The organism is Bartonella sp. AP88XZML (genome assembly GCF_042195565.1).
Classification (GTDB): Bacteria; Pseudomonadota; Alphaproteobacteria; order Rhizobiales; family Rhizobiaceae; genus Bartonella.
On sequence record NZ_JBHIOQ010000040.1, the window covers coordinates 1 to 22,551 of the forward strand.

Here is a 22,551-nt window from a genome sequence, read left to right on the forward strand (position 1 = left end):
TAATGTAACATCTTGAGCTAAATCAAATTTTACATTATTGTCTTTATCACCTTTTGTAATGTTAAGATTGGTACTTCCAGTGGAAAAATCTACTCCGCTATCCATAATGACTGTTTTAGCATTTTTACCGTCAACAGATAATTTCCAACCATTTTTTCTTACGACATCTTCTAAGTCTTGCAATTGTCTTAGATTCACTGCGTCTGCATCTTCACTACCAGCCGCTACACCTGTAATTTGTCGTGTTTTGCCAGCATCAACATCACCAACACTAACAGCACCTAATGTAGATTTCCAATAAGATAGCTCATTTTTTGCAGGTCCCTGCAGCACAGAAGTATAACCCGGAACACCAGCAGCCCTATTGGCTACAGAATTGCTTCCTAAAGCAACACCCCCTGCTACCTTCACTTGCGATTTAAAGCCTAAAGCTGTACCGCTGTCCACCTCCACCCGTACAAAACGACCAACAGCAACCGCGTCATTCTTTAGTGCCACTATATCTGCACCAACAGCAACGGATCCACCTCTATGGATCTCAGATTTAGAACCTATGATAACAGATGCCGCTAGCTTTTTATCTCCTTCAGCTAATACCGCCTTCGCTTTATAACCAATAACAACACTGTCCACGGTTTTCGCATCAACATCTTCACCAAAGATGACATTACTTCCCGATACATCACGTTGCATTCCCTCTGTTGAACCACTCCGTAAGATATTAGACACATTAATAATATCTGTATTTTCATCATCCTGTGCAAGCTGTTGGTTTAAAGAGCTATCAACCACAAATGACCGTAGACTGACGAGAGACTTTTTATATTGCCCTCCTGCATCTAGGGTTCTTGCCAATACATTTTTGCTATCCGCCATCAAAACATTCACGACAGGACTATAATCACTTACATCAGAGAGGGTTTTAGTTAAAAAATTTGCATAGTCATTGGCAGCATTAATCTTTTCTAATCCCACTTGATTGAGTACTGTTAAATAATTGTCTTTTGAAACAGAAGAAGCATTCAAACCAGCAACAGAGATAATGCTTTGCGGATAAGAGACACCAGCACTGTTAACACCTTCGAGAAAGGTGTTTCTAAAATCAGGATTTGCTGAAAAAACAGGTGTAACATTCGATAAAAATGTAGCCGCTGTAGCCAATGAAAGAACTTTAACAAAAGAAAAACGAGAAAATTTTAAATCGCTCCCTGCTAATTTTGTATATAATTTTTTCATAATGAACTCCCCAATGAAAAAATAACTATAACCACAAAAAAAACACATTTAAACGCTATAAAGTTCTTTGAAATTGGTTTTTCTAAATATATTCAAAAGCCTAAGGACTGATTGAAAAGATAGAGAAGTTTATAGTTAACGCGCTTTTTTCTCTTACCTTTCCTAAAAAGGTAAGTTTTTTGGTGGTTGTTTTTTTTAATCTTTAAACCTGTTGGTTGTTTTTTGCAAGGGGTAGAATTGGCTTAGTATATTGTTTTTATAACTTCCTCCAGTAAAATTGAAATACGTTTAAATATATATATTTGTCTTACTAGAAATTTTTTTAATAGATTTTTAGAGAGTGAAAGATTTTTTATATTTAAAAGTTAACGCAGAAAATAATGAACTTATAATTTATGAAAAGACTTATTATCTTATTTTGAAATAAGAAGTTCGTTTTGTTGAAAGTGTGCGGTTTTTCTATTTTTTAAACCTGTATTTATTATTATAGCGCTTATCAATTTGTGTATATGTATTTTTACATACGTAACAACAATTCACCCCTGCCTCATGAGATAGGGGTGAAAGGGAATTTTTATGTATTTTGTTTATTATCAATTCAATGTCATATTGAATCCCGCACCTACACCCCAGTGACCTCCAGAAGTTGTTGCGGATATGTTAGAGCGGTATTTTCCATTTTCTGAGGTGTAACCTGCACCAAAGGCAAATGCAGACTGACTGCGCCATAAACCAGTACCAAATCCAACACTTAATTTTCCAGGTGTATCATTGTAGCGTAAGTTAGACACCGCAAGACCAATAGCCGCTGCTTGTCTTGCCTCTTTTTTCACACTCTCAATACTATAGTTTAAAACATCAAACTTCATATCTGTATATTGCTTAGCCCGATCAACAGCATCATCAATCGCATCAATCACAATATTATTAACCCGTTGATCTGTATACTGCTTGGATTCATCAAGAATAATCTTCATCTGTTCTTTAGTATAATCATGAAGTTGACCACCATTTACAGCCTCTTTCGAACCTTTTTCAATTTTACCATCAGCGACATTATCAATCAGAACAGGTTCACTGGCATCCCCCCCCGCTAATGTGATTTTATTGGTTTTTTTGCCGTTTTCATCTCTATCATAACGAACAGCGTCCTCTTCAATGCCGTCAACTCTATTATTGATGTTATCAACTTTGGCATCAATATTGAGAACTGTATCACCAATATCAGCAATCGTATTGGAAATGGTATCAACTCTGTTGGTAAGATGCTTCACATCTTTTTCGACACCAGTGACCCGTTCATTGGTTTCCCAAAGTTGCCCACCATTGACGGCATCTTTCGAGCCTTTTTCAACTTTACCATCAGCTACATTGATAATTTTATTCGGCTTTCCATCGCGACCAGCATCATAGGCTTTTTCTTTATCATTCCACTTTAAAGCATCTGAATCGACCTTGTTGATGACATCATCAATACGGTTATTAATATTTGACATATTTTTATTGACGTCACCAAAAGCATCAGCGACATTATGGTGCTCTGTCTCAACAGTCGTACCATCAGCATTGACTTGAACAATCTTAAAAGTAGGATCTGTCCATTTGCCATTCTCATATTTAGCACCGCCACCGAAATAATTCGCAAGTTGGTTATTCATGGAATAAAGTTGGTTGCCCGTAATGGCATCTGTTGAACCTTGAGCAATCTCACCATCTAAAAGATACTTCAATTTGCTGTTTGTTTTCTGCCCATCTTTTTCATGACGTGCAACAAATGCTTCTTCTTCATCATCCCACAGTAAAGCATCTTTAGAGAAATTTTCAATTTTCTGATTAAACTCATTGGATACATTCGTTAAGCGTTGATTCACATCTTGAACATTATTATCAAGACCTGTTAAAGCATCACCAACATTGTAAAAATTAGCCTTCCCTACTTCACCACCTACAATAGCGGATAAAGTATATTTCAGCCCTTCAAAAGCACCGTTAATGAACTTTGCACCACCGCCAAAAAACTTTGCAATATCTGCTGATATTTTATTAATCTGACTACCATTGATTGCATCGTTGGAATTTTCAGAAATGCTACCATCTTTCACGTTACGAAGAGCAACTGGTCCGTTGTTCTTATCGCCGCCCAAAGTTACACTACCATAATTAACACTATTATCGTCATTCTTATCATAGAGAACCGCAGCAGCAGTTACTGTCTCAATATCTTTCGTAATATCCTTTATGCTTTTATCAAGTTGGTCTTTGTTAACAGCTTCATCCCCCTTCTCTGCTGCCTTAACACCAGAAATGGAACGCGCTACACCAGCATATCCCGCAATATTGATCTCAGTACCAGCTGTATCCTTACCTATGGTAATAACATCTGTATTTTTCTCTTGCTTAACAAGACTATTTTTTACCACTTCGGAAATCTTATTATCAATATTTGTGATAGAAGTATTAACACCTGTAAACGCTTCCGTAACATTATGATAGGTCTCCCCCTGAATAAGGAAAGCTGGTTCTATACCGTTCAATACATCTGTACTACCACCAAAATATTTTGATGTATTTTGAGCAACTTTTGATAAATTATCAGTCACAGCAGTAACATTCTTATTCGTAGCAAACAACTGTGAACCATTTACCGCTTCCGTTGATGTTTGAGAAAGTTCTCCATCTTCTACACCGGAAAGTGTACGATCCATACCACTTTTATTTACAATGCTGATTTCAGTACCACCTGTTGCCTTACCGATAGTGATAAGACCTGACCCATTTTCTTGCTTCACAAGACTATTTTTTGTCACATTATTAATCTGATTATAAATATCTGTGATAGAATTATCGACACCTTCAAAAGCATCAGCGACATTATGGTGTTTTTTCTGAGTAATGGTACCATTCGCTTCACGCTGAGAAATTTTGAACGTAGGATCTATCCACTCTCCATTCTCATAGCTCGCACCACCACCAAAATAATTCGCAATCTGATCACCCATCGTATAAAGTTGGGAACCATTTATTGCATCTGTTGAATCTTCTGAAACATCACCATCTAAAAGATACTTCAGCTTGCTATTTGTTTTCTGTCCATCTGTTCCATGACGTGCAACAAATGCTTGATCCTTTTCACTCCACAGTAAAGCATTTTGAGACAATTTATCAAACTCATTGGTTACATGATGTATATTTTTATTCACATTTTTAACATTTGCATCGAGCCCTGTCAAAGCTTCGCCAACGTTGTAAAAGGTCTTCTGTTCTACTTTACCATCTGTAGAAACTCTAGATAAGTTATATTGTGGACCTGAAAAAACTCCGTTATTAAATTCTGTACCACCACCGAAAAATTCTGCAATATCCTTGGATATTTTATTAATCTGGCTACCATTTATCGCGTCTGTTGACTCTTCTGAAATATCACCATTTAAAAGGTGGGTAATCTTACTATCTGTTTTACGTCCATTTTTTTCATGACGTGCAGCAAATGCTTGTTTACCATCATCCCATAATAAGGCATCTTGAGAGAACTTATCAAATTTATTATCTACATATTTTATACGACTATTCACATTTTTGACATTCGCATCAAGCTTTGTTAAAGCATCACCAACATTTTCAGCTATATACTGAGCTACTTCACCATCTGTAGAAACTGTAGATACGTTATATTGTGGACCTACAAAAGCACCATCCTGAAATGCTGCATTCCCACCAAAGAATTTTGCAATATCTCCAGAAATTGTATTAATCTGGCTACCATTTATAGCTTCTTTCGAGGACTTTCCGATGTTACCATCCGCAATACCAGAGATAACTCGATTTTCACTATTAGAATTGGCAACATTGATTTTGGTACCATCTTTTTGCGCACCAATTGTAATGAGCTTCTGCCCTTCATCCCATTTAACAAGACTATTTGCTGTTACATTGTTAATCTGTGTATAAATATCTGTTATAGAATTATCGACATCTTTAAAAGCATCCGTTACATTATGGTGTTCGTTACCCTGAACAGTAAAAGTTGGCTTGAAACCATCAATCACACCTGTACTACCACCAAAATATTTTGATATATTATCAGCATAATTGAAAAGCTGATGACCATTTATTGCTTCTGTTGAATCAGAACTGACTTTTCCAACTGCAACGCCAGAAATAATTCGATCCTTGCCTTCAGAGTTGGCAATATTGATTTCGATACCTTCTTTTTCAGCACCAATGGTAATATTTTTTTTACTTTTACTCCATTTAACAAGACTATTGTCTTCTATCTCAAACTTCATTTTATATAATTGTGAAAGATTAACAGCATCATGCTCATTGCTACCATCTGCGACTCCTGTAATTTTTGTATTGGCGGCATGAATACCACCCTTGGTCATTCTTGGTCCATCTTTGATCATGAAACCGGCATTACTCATTCTGCTATCCCCTGTTTCTACACGACCAACTTTAATATATTCGCTTAAATCAAACTTTACTTCATTGTTATCACCTCTGGTAATTTTTATATTTGTGTTCTCACTCTCATTATTATCATCGTCTTTCTGCTTAACTGCAACAAACTTTACTGTACTTCCTGCCCCAACATCTGTAGCATTATCACCATCAACAGAAAGCTTCCAGCCTGTTTTAATTCCTGCTGTAAAATCTTGTAATTGTTTATAATTTACTGCATCAGTATCATCAGTACCAGCTTTCACTTTTGTAATCTTTTTGCCACCAGCATCAATACCATTGGCTGTTATGCTTGGACCACCATCAACAAACTTAAAGCCATCGTTGCTCATAATGCTGTTGCCTGTCGTGACACTCGTGAGCTTAAGAGTATCATTCAAAGAAAATGTGACTTTATTACTGTCTTTTGCAATTTTTATATTTTTGCTTCCGTCCTCACCCGCATCCGCAACAAGATCTACTGTACTCCCAGCTTTAACATCTGTAGCATTGTTACCATCAACAGAAAGTTTCCAACCTGTTGCCATCCCTGCTGTAAAGTCTTTCAACTGTTTATAATTTACAGCATCCGTATCTTCTTTCCCTGCCGCTACTCCTTTAATCGTTTTATCACCAGCATGAATACCATTAACAGTTATGCTCGGCCCATTACCATCAGTAAACCCAAAGCCAGCAGCATCCATAATGCTGTCTCCTGCTGTGACAGTCATTACCTGAATATCATCAGCTAGATCAAACGTGACAGTGCGATCACTATCTTTTTCGATCTTGATATTTTTTGTACCGTTATTGTCAGCTGACTGAAAATTTACTGTACCATTTGGACCAATAGCCGTAGCATTTCCACCGTTAACAGCAAGCTGCCAACTCGTTTTGGTTGCATCTTGTACAGCTTTCAGCTGTTTATAATTTACAGCATCAGTATCTTTTTCCCCATCTGCTACGTTTGTGATCTTTTGCTTGGCTGCATCAATACCATCAATAGTCATGCTTGGACCATTATTACCATTAATAAAAAAGCCATCTACAGTCATGCGTGAACCGTTTCCACCGTTAACAAAAAAGCCATCATCACTCATCGTGCTTTGGCCTGTGGAGACTTTTGTCAATTTAAGATGATCATTTAAAGTAAATTCAATTTTATGCTTATTCTCTGTCGTGTTTTTTGCAATCTTTAAGTTGTCTTTTCCCGCTTCTTTTTCACTTTTCACTGAAAAATCTACGACATTGCCTGAATTCACGTCTATAGGATTTGTATCGTTCGCAGAAAGTTTCCAAGCTCCTCCTCCTGCTATGACATCTCTCATAGCTTTCAACTGGGCAACATTCACTGCATCAGTGTCATTACTCCCTGCTGCAACATTTGTAATCTGTCGCGTTAAATTCTGGTTAGTATTACCAACACTAAAATCACCTGCAGTGCTTTTCCATGCAAGATCACTCTTTGTTGTTGTAGTATTTGTTACAGGATCATAACCAAAAACACCACTCTCAACACGAGAGACAGATCCTCCCCCCACAGCAACACCATCTATAACACGTACTTGTGCGTTTATACCAATTGCAACTGAATGAGCCGTCTCAGCATAAGTATGGGAACCTATGGCAATCGAATTTTTACCTTTAGCTATTACTTTTCTTTCCTCCCCGTTGTCTGCAGGTTCCCCACCACCTATTGCAATAGAACCAAGAGCTTGAGCTTCAGCCTTCGTGCCTATAGCAACCGCGTACTCGTCAGTTGCTTTGGTCTTTAATCCTAATGCAATACTATCGTAACCAGATGCAGATGCCACCTTACCAATAGCAACACTATTTATACCGCTCGCTGTTGCATCTGAACCAACCGCAATCGCATCATCCAACGTAGCTTGGGAACGCACACCTATAGAAATGCTATTTTTACCAGAAGCGGTTGCGAGACCACCAAAAGAAACAGCAGATTCGCCCGATGCTTCTGAGCCTACACCCATAGCAACACTTGCTATACCACTTGCAAGTGCGGAAACACCAAAAGCTTGTGCACCCCCTGCCTTTGCTGTCGCACCTGCACCAAATACGGTTGAATAATTACCCGTCGCTGCAGATCCACAACCCGTTGCAAAAGAATAAACACCATAAGCCTCAGGCATAGCATTTGCAGAACCACCGTACAGCGCTCCCATATAGCCACTCACCGGCTGACCACGACTGTTAATCGTCACACCATCACCAGCCCAAGTAACCTTTTCAGTCGTAGCACCATAGGGATGACGTCCAGAAAACTCCTGATCATTAATAAATCTATTATATTGTTCCTTTGCAGTTATTCGATTACCATCAGGAATTGCCTGCTGTTGTTTGCCACCACGACCGATAACATTGTCTGCACCACAGAAATCATCATCACCAGCAAAAACAACACTCCCATGACTACCGTATGGATACAAGACACCACCACCATTTGTGCTTCTAACTGTCTCTCCTGTTATTGAGAGATTCGCAGCAAAAACGGGAGAAACACTCGATAAGAGTGTCGCCATTACCGTACTAAGAGAGACAACTTTAATTAAATTTGGTGTGGAATATTTTTTTTTCATAAGAACCTCCTCCAACAGAGTTCAACATCATTACAACGCGCAGAAACACTCATGACAAAACCCTTAGTTTGCGCACTTCAAAAACCAATAAATCAAGGCAAAACCCTCCCCCCCCTTCGATACCGCTATTTTTTACGGCATCGTCCTACAATCTTTGCAACAACATCGAATCTAGAAAAGTCCCCAACCCTTTTAGCTAGAGGGATTCAAGCTAAAAAATAAATAAAAACACAAGACTTTGAAAATATACCGTTATCTCCATTCAAAAATACTGCGATTTATCTCTTAACAAAAATAGTTTCACTAAAGAGCAATTCTACTTTTCAAATAAAGCGCATCAGAAGAATGGCAAGAGTGTAAAAATAATTTTTTATAAATTTGTAAAAATACTTCTCAATAAATTAGCTGTTCTTATAAGCACAAATTTATGATTTTTTTAACTTATTGCACAATGTAATAGATAATGATTATCATCATAATCTCACTTTTTGTTGCGAGGTAAACTGTTTCAATATATTATATATCTTTTTGAAAGAAATCTGTCTTAAATATAATGATGCACGATCTGTAAAAAGTTTTAACGTGCTCATCTTATCATCTTCATAAAAAGACAAAAGCGCGCCTAATAGTCTTTCGTTCTTCTCTCTTATATATCTGTTACCCTTCTATAGGAACAAAACATCGTCATTGTATTTTCACTGTTGTATAAATTTTTTAATATCACAAACCGAAAAGAAGCTGTTTTCTAAACTCTTTCCTCTCACAGAACCCACTGTATTTTCACTGTTGTCCGTATCTTTTCTTCAACCAACAAATATTTCAGGAATGGCACTATATTAGCTTCTTTTTGAAGAAATTTTGTTTGTATCACTACTCGTCATTCTTTTTATGAACCATTTTATCTTTAATCAGAGAAATATATTGATTTATAATGATAGTTTCTCGTTTTTCAGATCGAATAAGAGACTCGAAGATCGTGAGATTTTCACATTCCAAACTTGGTTATACAGCAGAAAATCAAAAAAGTTTTATTTTTTTAAAGGCTGTTCATTCGTATCTTATGAAATTTTAGATATGCTTTTCAGTTTCGATTTTACGCTTTAAATGTAATTTTAAAAGTGGCAAAGTGGCTTCGACTTCTTCTATATCATTGAGGTTTTGAATAAGCTCTTGCAATCTTCCATAAAGCTCTGCTGCTAATTCCGCAACATCTTCAGGAGAAAGTGTTATTTTTGCATCATGATAGGTCGTATAAACTAAATGTCCCAGCTTTTTCATCAGCCCAGTAGGAATCGCCTGCGGTTTAAAACCAGCGGCTTTCGCCTTTGCCACATCTGAAAACATCTCACCATTTCCCGTTACTAGCCAATCTAATGAAACACCACAAATTTCTTGATATTTGGAGAGCGCAGAGGCTGTAGGCTCACTTATACCAGTTTCATAAGTTCCTACAGAGCCAGCAGTGATACCAAGATGCTCAGCAAACTGCTTACGCTCTGTAAAACCAAGAGCGTGACGCACTTCACGAAAACGTTTTGCCAACTCAGTTTTAGGTTTTGCTTCCGGACGAGCCAAAAAAAACACTCCAAAATCAATATAATTGTTGACTAAATAATTATATTGATTTACATCTATTGTTACTGCCCCTTAAGAAGAGCAGTTATCACATACATAACCCCACAAAAACGGATGTTACAGCATCCATTCAAGCAGGAGCGAAAATTATGACAATTACAAAAAATGCAATCGCCGTGGTATTTTTCTGAGCTGCGCCCCTGTAATATAACCTTGGAAAAACTCAAGCCTATCAGAGGCTATTTTCCAGAGTCAAAAACATTTGGACACAGGCCAATGAAAAAACTAAATGCGCCACTGCCAACTCTATCAGTTTGCATGCCAAGCCAATTCTTGCCAACTGCTTTCTCAAAAGTTGCAGTCATATTCTTTCAAAAGCAAAAAGCCTAATACGATTCTCTTCATTTCATGCTGTGTAATATACCACTGAAATCTTATTACAAAAATATGCTAATGCATTTCCCATAGGTTTTTATAAGGTAAAAAGTTTATCAATGTCTAAAAATCAATATAAAATAGGCAAAATAATTGGTATTCTACAAAAAATGAGATTATCACTCGTTATTAAAAAGTTAGACGTTTACAAACCCTGTTTGCTTATTTTATATATTAATGGCACTGATTTAGCTGTAACTGGCAATAGAGATTTCAGGGTGTTTGGTTTATCGTCAGAATACTCTTCCTCTACGCATATTAAAAGCCTTTTGGCAATGTATTTTAAATGCTATAAATTCTATAGTAAACACATTGCCATCCATATTTACAATTGGGCGCTTCAAAATCTTGGAGTAATAAAATCTTTAATAGGCTTTGATTTAAAAGCGCGTATTTTGCAGAAAATTGACAAAACCATGAGGTTCGTATACATGGCAATTTTAAGTGATGATAGTGGAGTGATACTTAAAAAAGCTGCATGGAAACCCGCAACGTTGAGGAATTAAGCATGACCTCTTTATGCGATAAAGAATTATCTGATACACTGGTTGGTCTTTATGACGACTATCAACGCGGTTTCGACATTGGAGAAGAGCTTAAACTGTGCGTGGATTTGGCGTTATCTCTTGAATTGGAACTCAGTATTCACCGTTTAAGTGAAACAGATGCTGTTTTAAAAAAAGAGATTGTGCAAACCTTGCATCGTCGTAGAAATACTCATTCCAATGAAGATGAAATTGATACAATTTTTCATATGGATTTTGAAAAATAAAAATAATACAATACTCTCCCCATATGATACGATATTACCTCATTGCTTTACTTTCTACTACGCTTAGACAAAAAACTTTCAAGAAGATTTAAAGTGTTACGTTTTCGTCTTCTTAACAGCAGTGAGGTGAATTAAAGAAACGCATCAATTCTTTTAGATCATTATCAAAAAGTAAAGGGTATTCTCTAGCATACATCAATTTATGCTTTATTCATTAAGCACCAACTTTTCATTTTCTCAACTCTCCTTTAAAAGCAAAATATGAAATGTGCTGCAGCGTAGATATTTATAAAATAGCGTATATTGACCACACTTAAATGTAATTTATTGTTTTTCATGTTTATAAAACAGCACTATGAGTATTCCAACAAACGCAACAATGCTTTGAAAAAAATATATCGATTGAGGTGATATGTTACTGTTATCGCTTGCCATAGTGAGGTAGACTCCGAGGATCAAGCATCCAGAGATACCATTAAAACTTGCCTGCAATCTTCCTTGGTATTCAGGATCACAAGAGAGTTGTGATAAAGAAATCGAAAGAGCCCAACTCGAAAGTCCAAATCCAATCATAAAGTAAACAGGAAAAACAACAAAATTGTGTGTATTAACAGATAGAATAGCAAGGCCAATAGCCATAAAAGCTAATAAAATGGCTAATGTTTTCCTTATGGATAAAACTTTACAAAGAAGTGGTGAAAAAAACGCACCTGTCAATACACCCATAGAATAAAGCACCTCAAATATTGCAAAGGTCCTGTTATCCGCATGTAAAACCTCTTGTATATAAGGAACGAGAATAACAGGAATGGTCATCAAAAGAGTCATAATAATCATCTGGCTTATATAAGGTACAACAAGAGCTGGATTCTGTTTAAAATAATGAAGGGATGCTGTATAATTTTCCCACCAATTTTGCTGGTTTTGTTTTTTAGATCTTCGGTTTTTAGGTACCTTCATTGCAAAATTAAATAAACCAGCAATGATAAAGAATATACCACCTATTAGAAGAGTTCCTTTTGTTCCTGCATAGGACAGTATAAATCCACTTAAGCCCATACCTACAATAGTGCCAAGTTCATAAACCATATCGATGGTTGCATTTGCATTGATGAGCTGTTCCTTCAGCACAATACTTTGAATTAAAGAAATAGCTGATGGCATATAAAAAGGGATAAAAATACCCAAAAGAGCAGATAAGACCATCAATTCAATTTCTATACCAAAACGCCAAAGCATTACCCAGCCCACGATTACCAAACCTCTCACAAGATTTGAAATAATAATCTGCGTTTTACGGTTATATTTATCTGCCAATATGCCAAAAATAGGCGCAAAAATAATGCCAGGCGTCCAAAGAAAAAGCATCATCAACGCTACACCACGGATTGAGCCCGTCTGATTGTAAGCGATCCATGACAATGTAATATAATTTAGTCCACTTCCAAATGTAGCAAATAAGCCGCTCAAAGTAAAATAGAGAAAAGTTCTATTTTCAAATAAAGCAATGCGTTCCTTCAAATTTGAAGTGAACATAAATTATCCTCTAAAATGAATACCAGTCGATATGCATAATACATCCTGTTTAAAAACAGGCATTCTTACAATTTTCATTTTAGATCATTAAATTTAAGAAAGCAAAATTTCTTTTTTGAGGCTTTTACAATCTTTGTGCTGTTTTATGATTAATTCTTCTATGAAAATGGAACATTTATGGACAAAAACAAATTTAATATTTTATGTGCGTTTTATTCAGAAGCTACACCTTTATACATATGTGAAACAATTTTACGGTATGGAAGCTTCACTCACATTATTGTCCTTATTATTCCGTGCACTAAAATATGTTCGAGTATATCCTTCCATGTCGTTCTTCTATCACCACACTTTGGCTCTAAAAGAATAAACATACTATTATCTTCACGATAAATACTGCTAACTTTTCTACTCCCCTTCTCTAAATCTTTTAAAATAAGCCAATTACAGTTAGTTTTCCAATTAAAATATATAACGTAATATCTTCCTGAGCAGTTAAATTATTGCAATCATATCTCTAAAGTTTCAGATTTAGAGTACAGATACATAAAGGAGGATTTATCGTGGATAACTTGATTAATAAATGATTTTATTCATAATCAAAACAAACCTTATTTATATGATGTCGTATTTGATGATGAATTAAAGAAATAGGAGCAGTTCCATCAATTGTTATAAACTGCTCATCTATTTCCGATAACACTTTGTAAACTTTTTCAATAAAAGAGAGTTTTTCTTCGTATTTTAAGTTTAAATCATCCCTTTTCTGCAACCGTTCCAGTATAGTAATGGGCGGATCAGCTCTATCTTTTCTCAAACCACTGCCCTCGCTATAAGCATTTGATATCCGATCCCCTCAAAAGCAGCAGAGCAATTCTTGGAAAACATCGCTGAGATATTGAAATATGCCTTGCAAAAGCGTTTAAATCAAATGTTTCACTATATTTTTCGGTATATTCATAAACTGAAATTAAGAATATTATAATAAGACCTCAAACAACGACGACGCCCAAATCAGCCGTAATAAAGCCTCCTAAAACTGAACCAATAATACCTCTCTATCAGACAGACTACCATGTAAAGGTTTTAATACAATACCTTAGCGCTAATGCCATAAATGTTTCTGATAGATAACGAAGTTTATTGTCACAACAACATCTAACAACGGTCAATAGAAAAACCTAAACCTTGAGTATAAATAAAATCAACTTGAAAGCGCAAAATATATCTCTAGGACATAGTTATATTCGTTATCTGGCTTTCCCCTTATTGGCAAGCCTCCGCAACAGACGCAGTAAAAATACCAGCCTCTATCGCTATTCATTCTCCTGAATAATAAGCTATCACTACCATAAACATCAGCGTTCAAATTTTTCCTACCGAAAAAACTTGACATGCCCAGTAATATGTGTGTATTCATTATTTGTAAACATGATGTGTGCTGATTTATAATACTGCGTGTTTTTAAGAGATTCCGAAATGGGGGGGATAATGTGCACAAGAAACTGATGTTTCGGTTTTATGGGCTTGTTGTCTTGCTATATCTTTCTGATATGGTTTTATTTTTAAGTAATCTGTGGAATGCTTATCGCATAACATCCTCATCGGTTTTCCTAGGCGTAACCATGGCTTTGGGCACCATTATGCCCTATCTTTTGAAAAAAAGCGGTCTTGTGCGCATTAAAGCCTCATTGCGGTTGGTCGATTTATACAAAAGGCGAATCATTATCTATAGCCTTCTTTTATTGATTGCACTTTTCCATTACGCTGATTCCCCCTTTGGTTTTATCGCTGTCTCTATCTCTATCGGCTATCTCTCTTTGATTACCTTAAGCACACTCGAGACTTATAATACTAAACTAGCACTTAGTGGTTATATTAGCGCCCAAAAGGCTTCCCGCATTATGCAAACAGTGGTGCAAATTGGCGCCTTTTTGGGAGCAGCATTGAGTGGTTATCTCTTAGAAGCGACCAGCCCTCGAGGGGCAGCGGCTGAAATTGGCTATAATGGTTTGATTGTGACACTTTGTTTGTTTGACATCATTATAAGCCTTATAGCCGGATATATTATCTTTTGCGATGAATACAACGCTACAGATACCACAGCACCTGCAACCGATAAGAAGACAGCACCTATACCGCAAGCGGATGGACTCTCCCGTGAGCTTAAACTTTTATGCGTCTGCATAGGGCTTATTGGCTTTCATATTTGCGCTTATAATACGCTGGCAACCATTCTTTTTCAGAGTGTGAAAAATTTTGGCTCTGAATATTATGGACTTTGCAGTGCGGTTGCGGGCATGGGCGCTTTTTTGGCTGCTTTTATCAAAATCCCTCGCTTTGAATTTATTCTCCCAGCCCTTATGTTGAGCGTGGCTGATCTTATTTTTAGCACCACACAATCGCCCTATTTGGCTGTGGTCTTTTGCTTTTTTATTGGCTTTTCAATGAATACCATGCGAATTAATGCCCGCAAACATACGATTGAAGCGACTAAAACAGAGGCTCAAGCAGAGCTGGTGGGAAGCTATAGCGGTATGCTTTATACTCTCTCCCAATCGGCAGGTTATGTTATCCTTGGTCTTCTTACAAGCTCTGCCCTTATGGGTCCTCAAGCAGCTGTTTATCTTCTCCCCCTTATAGGGCTAATAATCTTTATTTATATTCTTTTCCTTTTATTGCAGCGGAACAAAGTATGAAAAAACCTATTCTTATTGTCGACCCTTTCTCCACGGGTGCCCTCTATGCCCCTGCTTTGCAAAAATTAGGCTATGCTTGCTATGGTGTTGTCTCTCAACAAGCTCCTTTTTCACACTATATGCTTTCTTATCAGGGAGAGGGCATGGCAGAAGCGAAGCTTCATAGTGTAGATGAGATAAAGAAACGCTTTCCTATCGGCGCGATAGAGGCCGTGGTCGCAGGCGCCGAAGGGGGTATTTATTGTGCAGATCAATTGGCGGCTTATTATGGTTGTCTTGGGAATAACCCCTTGACTACCGATTGGCGACGGAAAAAAGCAGCGATGCAAAAACGCCTTTGTGAAAATGATTTATCTTACATCCGATCAAAGATTCTTACAAAAAACGATTGTACTCTCGATGATTTTGAAAGCCACAGCGGCTATGTGGTAAAGCCGAATGATTCTGGTGGAAGCGATGGTGTTTTGTTTTTCTCCAGCCGTGAGAAAGTGGCGGCATGGTCCTCTAGAATCGACTGGACACAAAAAAATATTTTTGGCGCACCTAACGATGCTTATTTGCTCCAAGAAAGATTGGAGGGAGAGGAATACATCGTCGACGCCGTTGTAAATGGAGAGGCTATAAAGATATGTAGTTTGTCACGATATAAAAAAGGTATTCATAATGGAAGTACTTTTGTTTATGAAACGCTTGATGTGCTTGATGCTCAAGATCCCTCTTATGCCCCTCTTATCTCTTATGCAAAACAATGCATTCGCGCACTGGGGATTGAATATGGACCTGCGCATATGGAAATCATGCAAACAGCTCGTGGTCCAGTAATGATCGAAGTAGGAGCCCGTCTCCACGGAGGAATTGCACCCACCTTGTTCGCGCATTGCTATGAAGATGATTTACTTGAAAGCTCCGTTAACCTTATTGCAGGCGTGTTTTCGCAAACCCCAAGTCGCTTTAAGAAAAAAGGGCGTATTATCTTCCTTATCAACGAGATCGACGGTCATATTATAAAAGATGTTAACGTATGGCGGCAAAAGCTTCATTCTTGGGAAAATGTGGTTCATTTTACGCTCTTTTTTAAAGAAAACGAGCCCCTCCCCCTAACCATCGATTTAAATACCTGCCCTGCCATTATAGCAATTTGGGGACACAGTGATGATGAATTATCAGCTTTGGAGAGGGTCATTCGTAGCAATTTCTTATAAAATACAACAATTGGGAGGAAAACATGGATTCAGCAGCGCAAATAATTGAAAATATAGACAAATATGAAAAATGGAAGCAGGTCGTTTTTAAAGAATTCGATGCAACCATGAATAACACAATTAGACCTTTTCCCTGCCTATTCGGTGTAAATGGATACTCAAAAAATATGCTTAGATTTGGGTTCTACAATAAGTTGACCGCAAAAAATATGATGGAAGACCTGATAACTTATTGCGATAACTATAAAAGTTTTGGAAAGAACACATCTTTTGTTGCATTCGAGAAGCCTGCCCCCGTACAAAGTATCGAAGTTTATAGAGAAAAATTCTTGTCTATACTTAAAGATTTGCGAACTCTTGATGACCAAGAATGGCCTAAGCATATACCAAAAAATATGGACAATCCTTTATGGGAGTTCTGCTTTCATGGCGAGCCTATGTTTATAGTTTGCAATACCCCATCCCATATAAACAGAATAAGTAGGAGAAGTTCTACATTTATGTTAACTTTCCAGCCTAGGTGGGTTTTTTCTGATCTGCTCGATACAGAACAAAAAGCAAAAAATGCATTCTCCGCTGTAACAAAAAGACTTGAACCTTTTGATATTATAACAAAATCTCCTTTTTTAGGAAAATATGGCGAACCCCAAAATAGAGAATGGACGCAATACTTCCTGCAAGATAATAATATTGAATCCCCACCTTGCCCATATCATATAATGGAGCACGATAATGACTAAATTTTCTAAAATTAAATTAAATAAAAATATCTATGATATATTCAAAATGATGCTTCCAGAGCAAGGATCAATAGAGATACAAAGAGATTTTCCCAAAAAAAATACACGATTGGCATATTCACCAGGTCGATGAAACTCTCTTAATTATAGAGGGAGAGTTAGATTTTTTCTATAGCGAAAAACATATAACCTGTACACCAGGAGATATTATACATCTACCTGCCAATACAAGGCACAAATCAATTGCGGCAGATGTAGGATGCATATATGCAATTGCTACAGAAAATCTCACTATTGGAGATATTAGAAATGGGTAACCGCACGCTCTTTAATGGATTCTTTCTCATACAGGATTTTATTCTTTTACTCCTGCTTCCCATAATGCGCCCATAGATTCTGCGGAAAATAAGGCTATGAAGTTTACGTCCTCTACCCAAACCAACGTAGAAACTTTTCAGAAACGACATTTTACAGTACAAAATAGAACGTTATTCTTTAGGAATAAAAAATGGATCAAGCTTAACGGATTAAACAAAAAGGAAATAATTTTGTTTACAGCTTTATTGTCGAGCATTCACGAATGGATTCTGGTATTATCTCTATCTGAAACTCCCTACAAGCATGAAGCAGAAAAGTTATCAAGCATATTTAGTATACCTAATGAAAACTGCTATTACCATGCGTGATGGCTCTAAAATGTAGATGGATTTGAATTTTTAAATAATTTTTAACTATTACATCACTTTATTTTCATACTTTTTAAATAATATTCAATAACTTAAGTAAAATAAATATTTTTATTTTGGGTTTTGTTGTGTTGTTAATCTAAAGCATGTGAAGAGAATATATTAAAGAATTAAAATATTTATATATCGAAATTGAAGATGTCCTATTTTACCCAAAAAAGAACTATTATGACATAAGTGAATTTAGCTATTAATCTTTTGTTGCCAACAAGTGGAAAAATGATGCTGAATGTAGAAAAAATTGCATAAGAACCTTTAACAAAAATGATTAAAATTTAGATAGAATTACAAGGTATAAAATAGAATTTATTCCATCAGCGCTGCAATTTTTTCTGGTTAATTTATTCTACCAATATCATTAAAGCTTTCTTCTAATGACATCGTCTATCATTGGAGGGAGATATATGATTGTTTTTCGAATTGTGACAGCACACAAATTTCGTGATTTATTTTGTCCATTAAAAGATGTTTGTTAGTTGAGTAAGTTAAAAAAATACATAGAATTCCGTATAATGAAGTGTGTATGTATAAAACTTCTCAGGATGATCGTATTAATAGCAATGTTAAAGGGGGGCTTTTTTTGGAAAAATTGTAAAGAAATTATGAGTATCTCTAGGAGAAAAAACTCTGATTTTTAAAACAGAGAGAAACATTGATTATAACAGCTTATTAAGCTAAACGCAGAATATTTATCCTAATAATTGATGGTTAATTGTAACGGGATAGTTTTTTGATAATCATAAAGAAAAAGGTATAGAGCGTGTTTCTTTTAGTTAAGAAAGAGTGTTGCTCATTTTTTTTCTAAAAGTAAGCAACTTCAAAGCTAATTTTTTGTTCTTATAGTGGTGAGAAAATAATTGTCGAAGTCAGTGAAGGGAAGCTTCCAATAGATTGTTACAAAGTTTAATAAAAGTTGGAATACTTAAAAATTCTTTAGTTTCTATTATGATTTAAGAATACCAGGTTAGGATACGGAGAATTCAAGAGCTCAAAACTTTGTGATAATATTGGTTTAGAATTACATCTTGTTCATTCAGACGAGATGAGCCAATTATTATATGTCATAGAGACATATGGGTGGAAAATTTAAAAAAAGCTTATCCAGAATCTGACTTAAAGGTTATTGGAACTTTAGTAGTAAGATTGGCTTGGTCTCATGTTTCTCAAAAATTAGTAACCAATCTTGTTGTGACTAGACTAAATTTGGAAGATCTGCTCACTGAGCGTTTTTATAATATTATGAAATGATAAAAATATTAATATTTCTTCTTGTCCGGGACATGAAGCCGGTGCTATTTGTATTTATTATCCGTTGCACCATTGTCCGAAATATATTTTAAGTGGTTGTCATTTGAAATATGCCTTGGAAAATTATTTGGCAAGAGAGCGTACTTATATGTATTGGAAAGTAATTTCCTATTATTTGTCTCAATCTATGGGTACAACGTTGTCAAGTATAGAATTCATGCTGACAGATGACTTGCGAAAAATAAGTGTCTATAACGCATTTAGACTAAAATTTTACGAAAAACTAGAATTTAGTCCCGAAACATATTCGACAATGGAGAAAATCATAAAATGGCTTGAATCTCTGTTTAAAAGGGAGGAGGTTATTGCGTAATTCTGTTTTTCTTATGATTGTGATTGGTTGTTTGACGAGTTTTTGTGCTAGTGGTGTATTATCTATTGGCCTTTCTTTGTTACAATTCCAAGATACAACGGGAGAAACTTCTGCTACTTTAAATGTCGTTAATTTAATCGCAATTGGAATTGCTGGCTTATGTTTGGGAAACATGTTGGCGCACTATCAAGGCTTTATAATTGGGTTTTATAGTCAAATTATTTGCGCTTGTTTATTGTCTTTCTTATTATTTATGAACAATCCGGTGCTTATTTTATTTGTATTTTTTTTACTTGCTCTCTTGATGGGGGTTGATAACCCAAATAACAATAGTGCCTTGAATCAGCTGGTTCCAGCTCCCAAACAAAAAGCTGGAGTTTTTGCATTTTACACTAGTTGCTGTCAGTTTTTTGTTATTATATCCCCATTGCTTATATATTTTATAATTGCGCATTTGGGGCACAAAATAGCTATAGCCTTTATTGTATTTATCTATCTTTTGAATGCCTGCTTATGGTTTCGTATAAAGTCTATACAACAACTAAACAGAGCAAAAGAGCTATTAAAAAAGCCATCTCAAAAAGCTTATGGAGTTGGGTTCAGGTGCCTTTGGCGGATTTCTGCGTTGCGTTTTTTAACGATTAATCGTATTTTGAATAATTCTCTCTATACGGGGCCTATTGTTTTATTGCCACTTGTTCTTGCTTCTATAACATCAGATAATATAAAATTTACAGCTATTCAAAATTCTATTTTTGCTTTGTTAGCACTGGGTTTTGTGATCAATGGTCTTATCTCATCTTATTATTTACGGAAATTTCCATCTTTAATTCGTTTTTTTGTATGGGGGGCACCGGCTTTTGCCGTGATCGCAATCTCTTTTGTTTTATATTTAAATTTTACTCAATATTCCCTTTATATTATGGGTTTTTTATTAGGTATTGGGCAATTTTATTTTAGGATATCGGGAATAACAATTGGACAAGCTATAACACCTAGTGAAAATTTAGCCGAGGTGATTTTGGCAGGCGATGCCAGTGTACGCATCATAACAGCTTTATTTTCTATTGTGCTTTTATATGCAGGAAATTTTTTTTCATTTTCTATATTATACATCCTATGTGTATTTATAGGCTTTTGCGCCCCTTTATTTATTTTGCACGGACTATCTATTTACATACAAAGCTTAAAGATAAAAGAAAGCGCCACATGAATGATATTCAATTATTACGTCAGCCTTTTTTTGATTATCGTATAGATAAAAATTTTGTACAAATATTCATGACATTAATTTTAAATGAGCACATTGCGTGAGAAAAGCTGAGGTGTTCGTTACCTCTCATGTGGATAAAACGCATTTAGCCCGTTAAGCAACGAAATTGCAAATAGCACTATGATCACCATTAATTCTAAAAGCTCTACCAGAAGTTAGTGATAATGGCAAAAATCCTTTAATGATATTTGAAGAGATCGTTTATGCTAGATCAGGTTATCTAAAGATCGAGAGGAGAGGAGCTTAAAAAGTATAAAATTCATGGAAATTCAACAGCAATTTCTAGGTGTACATAATGATAGGCATAGATCGACGCGAACTGGTCAAATTCAAACAATAAAAAATCCTGCAAATGCTGAGCTTTTTAAACTATGTCATATCAAGCATATGAAAGTTCGTTTTAAATTAATGGCGGAGAGAGAGGGATTCGAACCCTCGATATGGTTTCCCATATACACGCGTTCCAGGCGTGCGCCTTCAACCACTCGGCCACCTCTCCAGAAGTTTGCACTATACCCAGAAAGAAATAACGTGCAAGTCTAAACTATACATTCAAAACCCAAAAAACAAATTCATTTATTAAAGTAAGAGCTTTTATCTGTTGAATAACAAGCACATCCCTTCTTTTTAAGAAAAAACTTTTTTCGTGGATAGGTTTGTAGAATACAATAATGAGAATAAAAAGATTGTCACCAGTTATAAACTTTCATGCTCATTTACGCACTTTCTGCTTCACAAAAAAATACTTCTCTTAAAATTGGCATACAGTCCATAGTTTTACACAACCAAATAATTAAAATCACTTACTTATACGTCATAGGAAGGGATGGTATGTGGGGAAAGAACATTTTAAGAGAGGATAAGTGGCTCTTATGCATTTTCTTAAATAGCACGAATTTTTGCAACATTGAGAGCTGTAAAATAGTGTGATGGTGTCAGTTTTCTCTTTCATAGGATTATATAATAAGCCCTACTCTAAATCCTCTATTCAATTTCACACTTCTATATTTAGTTGATACTAAAGAAAATAAAATTCAGAAAAAAACTTTGCATTTTTAATTTAATATGTATGAATATATTTTATTTTCTGAAATGAAAAAATAGTCTCATTTTGATCAAATACAAAATAATAAAAATGCAAACCTGTTTTCATTTTTACCATATACTTTTAAATTCAGCTTTACAGTTTTCAAAATATCTAAAGTAATCTCAATTATTTAAAAGAAATTACGTATTACTTCATACTTTTGATTATCGCATTCTTTAAGCGTGATATGGTCTCATCACAAAACAGAATACTCTAAAAATACTATTTTCTTTCTCATCCACACGTTTGTAAAAAAACATCTCTTAAAGCTTGCCACATCTACCTCATACGGTATCTATGAATGGTATAAAATCTATTGGATAGCATCATCTTTCCTTAAATAAAAAGTAAAAGCCAAGTACTATCAAGCTATTTGTCGCCTAATGTTAAAATATCTATTGCTATTTGAGAGAATGCATAAAAGGAATTTATTCTTTCTTAGAGTGTTTTTATCCATACATTACTCCTCCTTGTAATGTATAAAAGAGTAATTTTTATTAATTAAATATAGAGAACTTTAAAACGAAAAAACCCTACAATATTCAGGGTTCTCATTATGTAAAACGATAAATTACCATTATAAATTAATATA

The 22,551-nt window shown here is 35.6% G+C and carries 12 protein-coding genes, 1 tRNA gene and 1 pseudogene; 8 read left to right on the forward strand and 6 right to left on the reverse strand.

The window, feature by feature from the left end:
- From ACFIK2_RS04280 to ACFIK2_RS04290, 3 genes and pseudogenes are all read right to left on the reverse strand, one after another.
- Nucleotides 1-1,236, reverse strand: a pseudogene (locus tag ACFIK2_RS04280) (hypothetical protein); the annotation flags it as partial.
- Between the two features lie 593 nt (nt 1,237-1,829).
- Nucleotides 1,830-8,273, reverse strand: a complete 6,444-nt coding sequence (locus tag ACFIK2_RS04285) for a Vomp family autotransporter (protein ID WP_375676923.1) — start codon at nt 8,271-8,273, stop codon at nt 1,830-1,832.
- Between the two features lie 1,068 nt (nt 8,274-9,341).
- Nucleotides 9,342-9,848 carry a helix-turn-helix domain-containing protein gene (locus ACFIK2_RS04290; RefSeq protein WP_375676924.1) on the reverse strand — a complete coding sequence of 169 codons (507 nt, stop codon included), beginning with the start codon at nt 9,846-9,848 and terminating at the stop codon, nt 9,342-9,344.
- Nucleotides 9,849-10,342: 494 nt separating this feature from the next.
- Between ACFIK2_RS04290 and ACFIK2_RS04295 the strand changes: the two genes are divergently transcribed.
- Complete coding sequence (locus ACFIK2_RS04295) at nt 10,343-10,789, forward strand: hypothetical protein (RefSeq protein ID WP_375608751.1); 447 nt, start codon at nt 10,343-10,345, stop codon at nt 10,787-10,789.
- 2 nt (nt 10,790-10,791) lie between these two features.
- On the forward strand, nt 10,792-11,055 hold the full coding sequence (locus ACFIK2_RS04300; RefSeq protein ID WP_375629580.1) for a hypothetical protein: 264 nt from the start codon (nt 10,792-10,794) through the stop codon (nt 11,053-11,055).
- A gap of 324 nt (nt 11,056-11,379) precedes the next feature.
- Here ACFIK2_RS04300 and ACFIK2_RS04305 read toward each other — a convergent pair whose 3' ends face one another.
- Together ACFIK2_RS04305 and ACFIK2_RS04310 are read right to left on the reverse strand one after the other, a co-directional pair.
- On the reverse strand, nt 11,380-12,591 hold the full coding sequence (locus ACFIK2_RS04305; RefSeq protein WP_375676925.1) for an MFS transporter: 1,212 nt from the start codon (nt 12,589-12,591) through the stop codon (nt 11,380-11,382).
- Nucleotides 12,592-13,180: 589 nt separating this feature from the next.
- Nucleotides 13,181-13,408 (reverse strand): hypothetical protein, encoded by a 228-nt coding sequence (locus ACFIK2_RS04310; RefSeq protein WP_375676926.1) that lies wholly within the window; start codon nt 13,406-13,408, stop codon nt 13,181-13,183.
- A gap of 691 nt (nt 13,409-14,099) precedes the next feature.
- Here ACFIK2_RS04310 and ACFIK2_RS04315 point away from each other — a divergent pair.
- The 6 genes from ACFIK2_RS04315 to ACFIK2_RS04340 all read left to right on the forward strand — a co-directional run bounded on the left by ACFIK2_RS04315 (nt 14,100) and on the right by ACFIK2_RS04340 (nt 20,812).
- Nucleotides 14,100-15,290: a hypothetical protein gene (locus tag ACFIK2_RS04315; protein ID WP_375632732.1), complete on the forward strand. Its 1,191-nt coding sequence runs from the start codon at nt 14,100-14,102 to the stop codon at nt 15,288-15,290.
- Nucleotides 15,287-16,492, forward strand: a complete 1,206-nt coding sequence (locus ACFIK2_RS04320; RefSeq protein ID WP_375632720.1) for an ATP-grasp domain-containing protein — start codon at nt 15,287-15,289, stop codon at nt 16,490-16,492. Before ACFIK2_RS04315 ends, ACFIK2_RS04320 begins: the two co-directional genes overlap by 4 nt.
- A gap of 23 nt (nt 16,493-16,515) precedes the next feature.
- On the forward strand, nt 16,516-17,232 hold the full coding sequence (locus tag ACFIK2_RS04325; protein ID WP_375632722.1) for a YqcI/YcgG family protein: 717 nt from the start codon (nt 16,516-16,518) through the stop codon (nt 17,230-17,232).
- Nucleotides 17,233-17,378: 146 nt separating this feature from the next.
- Nucleotides 17,379-17,549, forward strand: a complete 171-nt coding sequence (locus ACFIK2_RS04330) for a hypothetical protein (RefSeq protein ID WP_375632734.1) — start codon at nt 17,379-17,381, stop codon at nt 17,547-17,549.
- A 1,506-nt stretch (nt 17,550-19,055) separates the two neighbouring features.
- Nucleotides 19,056-19,226, forward strand: a complete 171-nt coding sequence (locus ACFIK2_RS04335; protein WP_375632726.1) for a hypothetical protein — start codon at nt 19,056-19,058, stop codon at nt 19,224-19,226.
- Between the two features lie 365 nt (nt 19,227-19,591).
- Nucleotides 19,592-20,812 (forward strand): MFS transporter, encoded by a 1,221-nt coding sequence (locus tag ACFIK2_RS04340; protein WP_375634037.1) that lies wholly within the window; start codon nt 19,592-19,594, stop codon nt 20,810-20,812.
- A gap of 469 nt (nt 20,813-21,281) precedes the next feature.
- On the opposite strand, the gene ACFIK2_RS04345 is transcribed toward ACFIK2_RS04340, so the two are convergent.
- Nucleotides 21,282-21,371: transfer RNA gene (locus tag ACFIK2_RS04345), tRNA-Ser, on the reverse strand.
- Between the last annotated feature and the right edge of the window lie 1,180 nt (nt 21,372-22,551).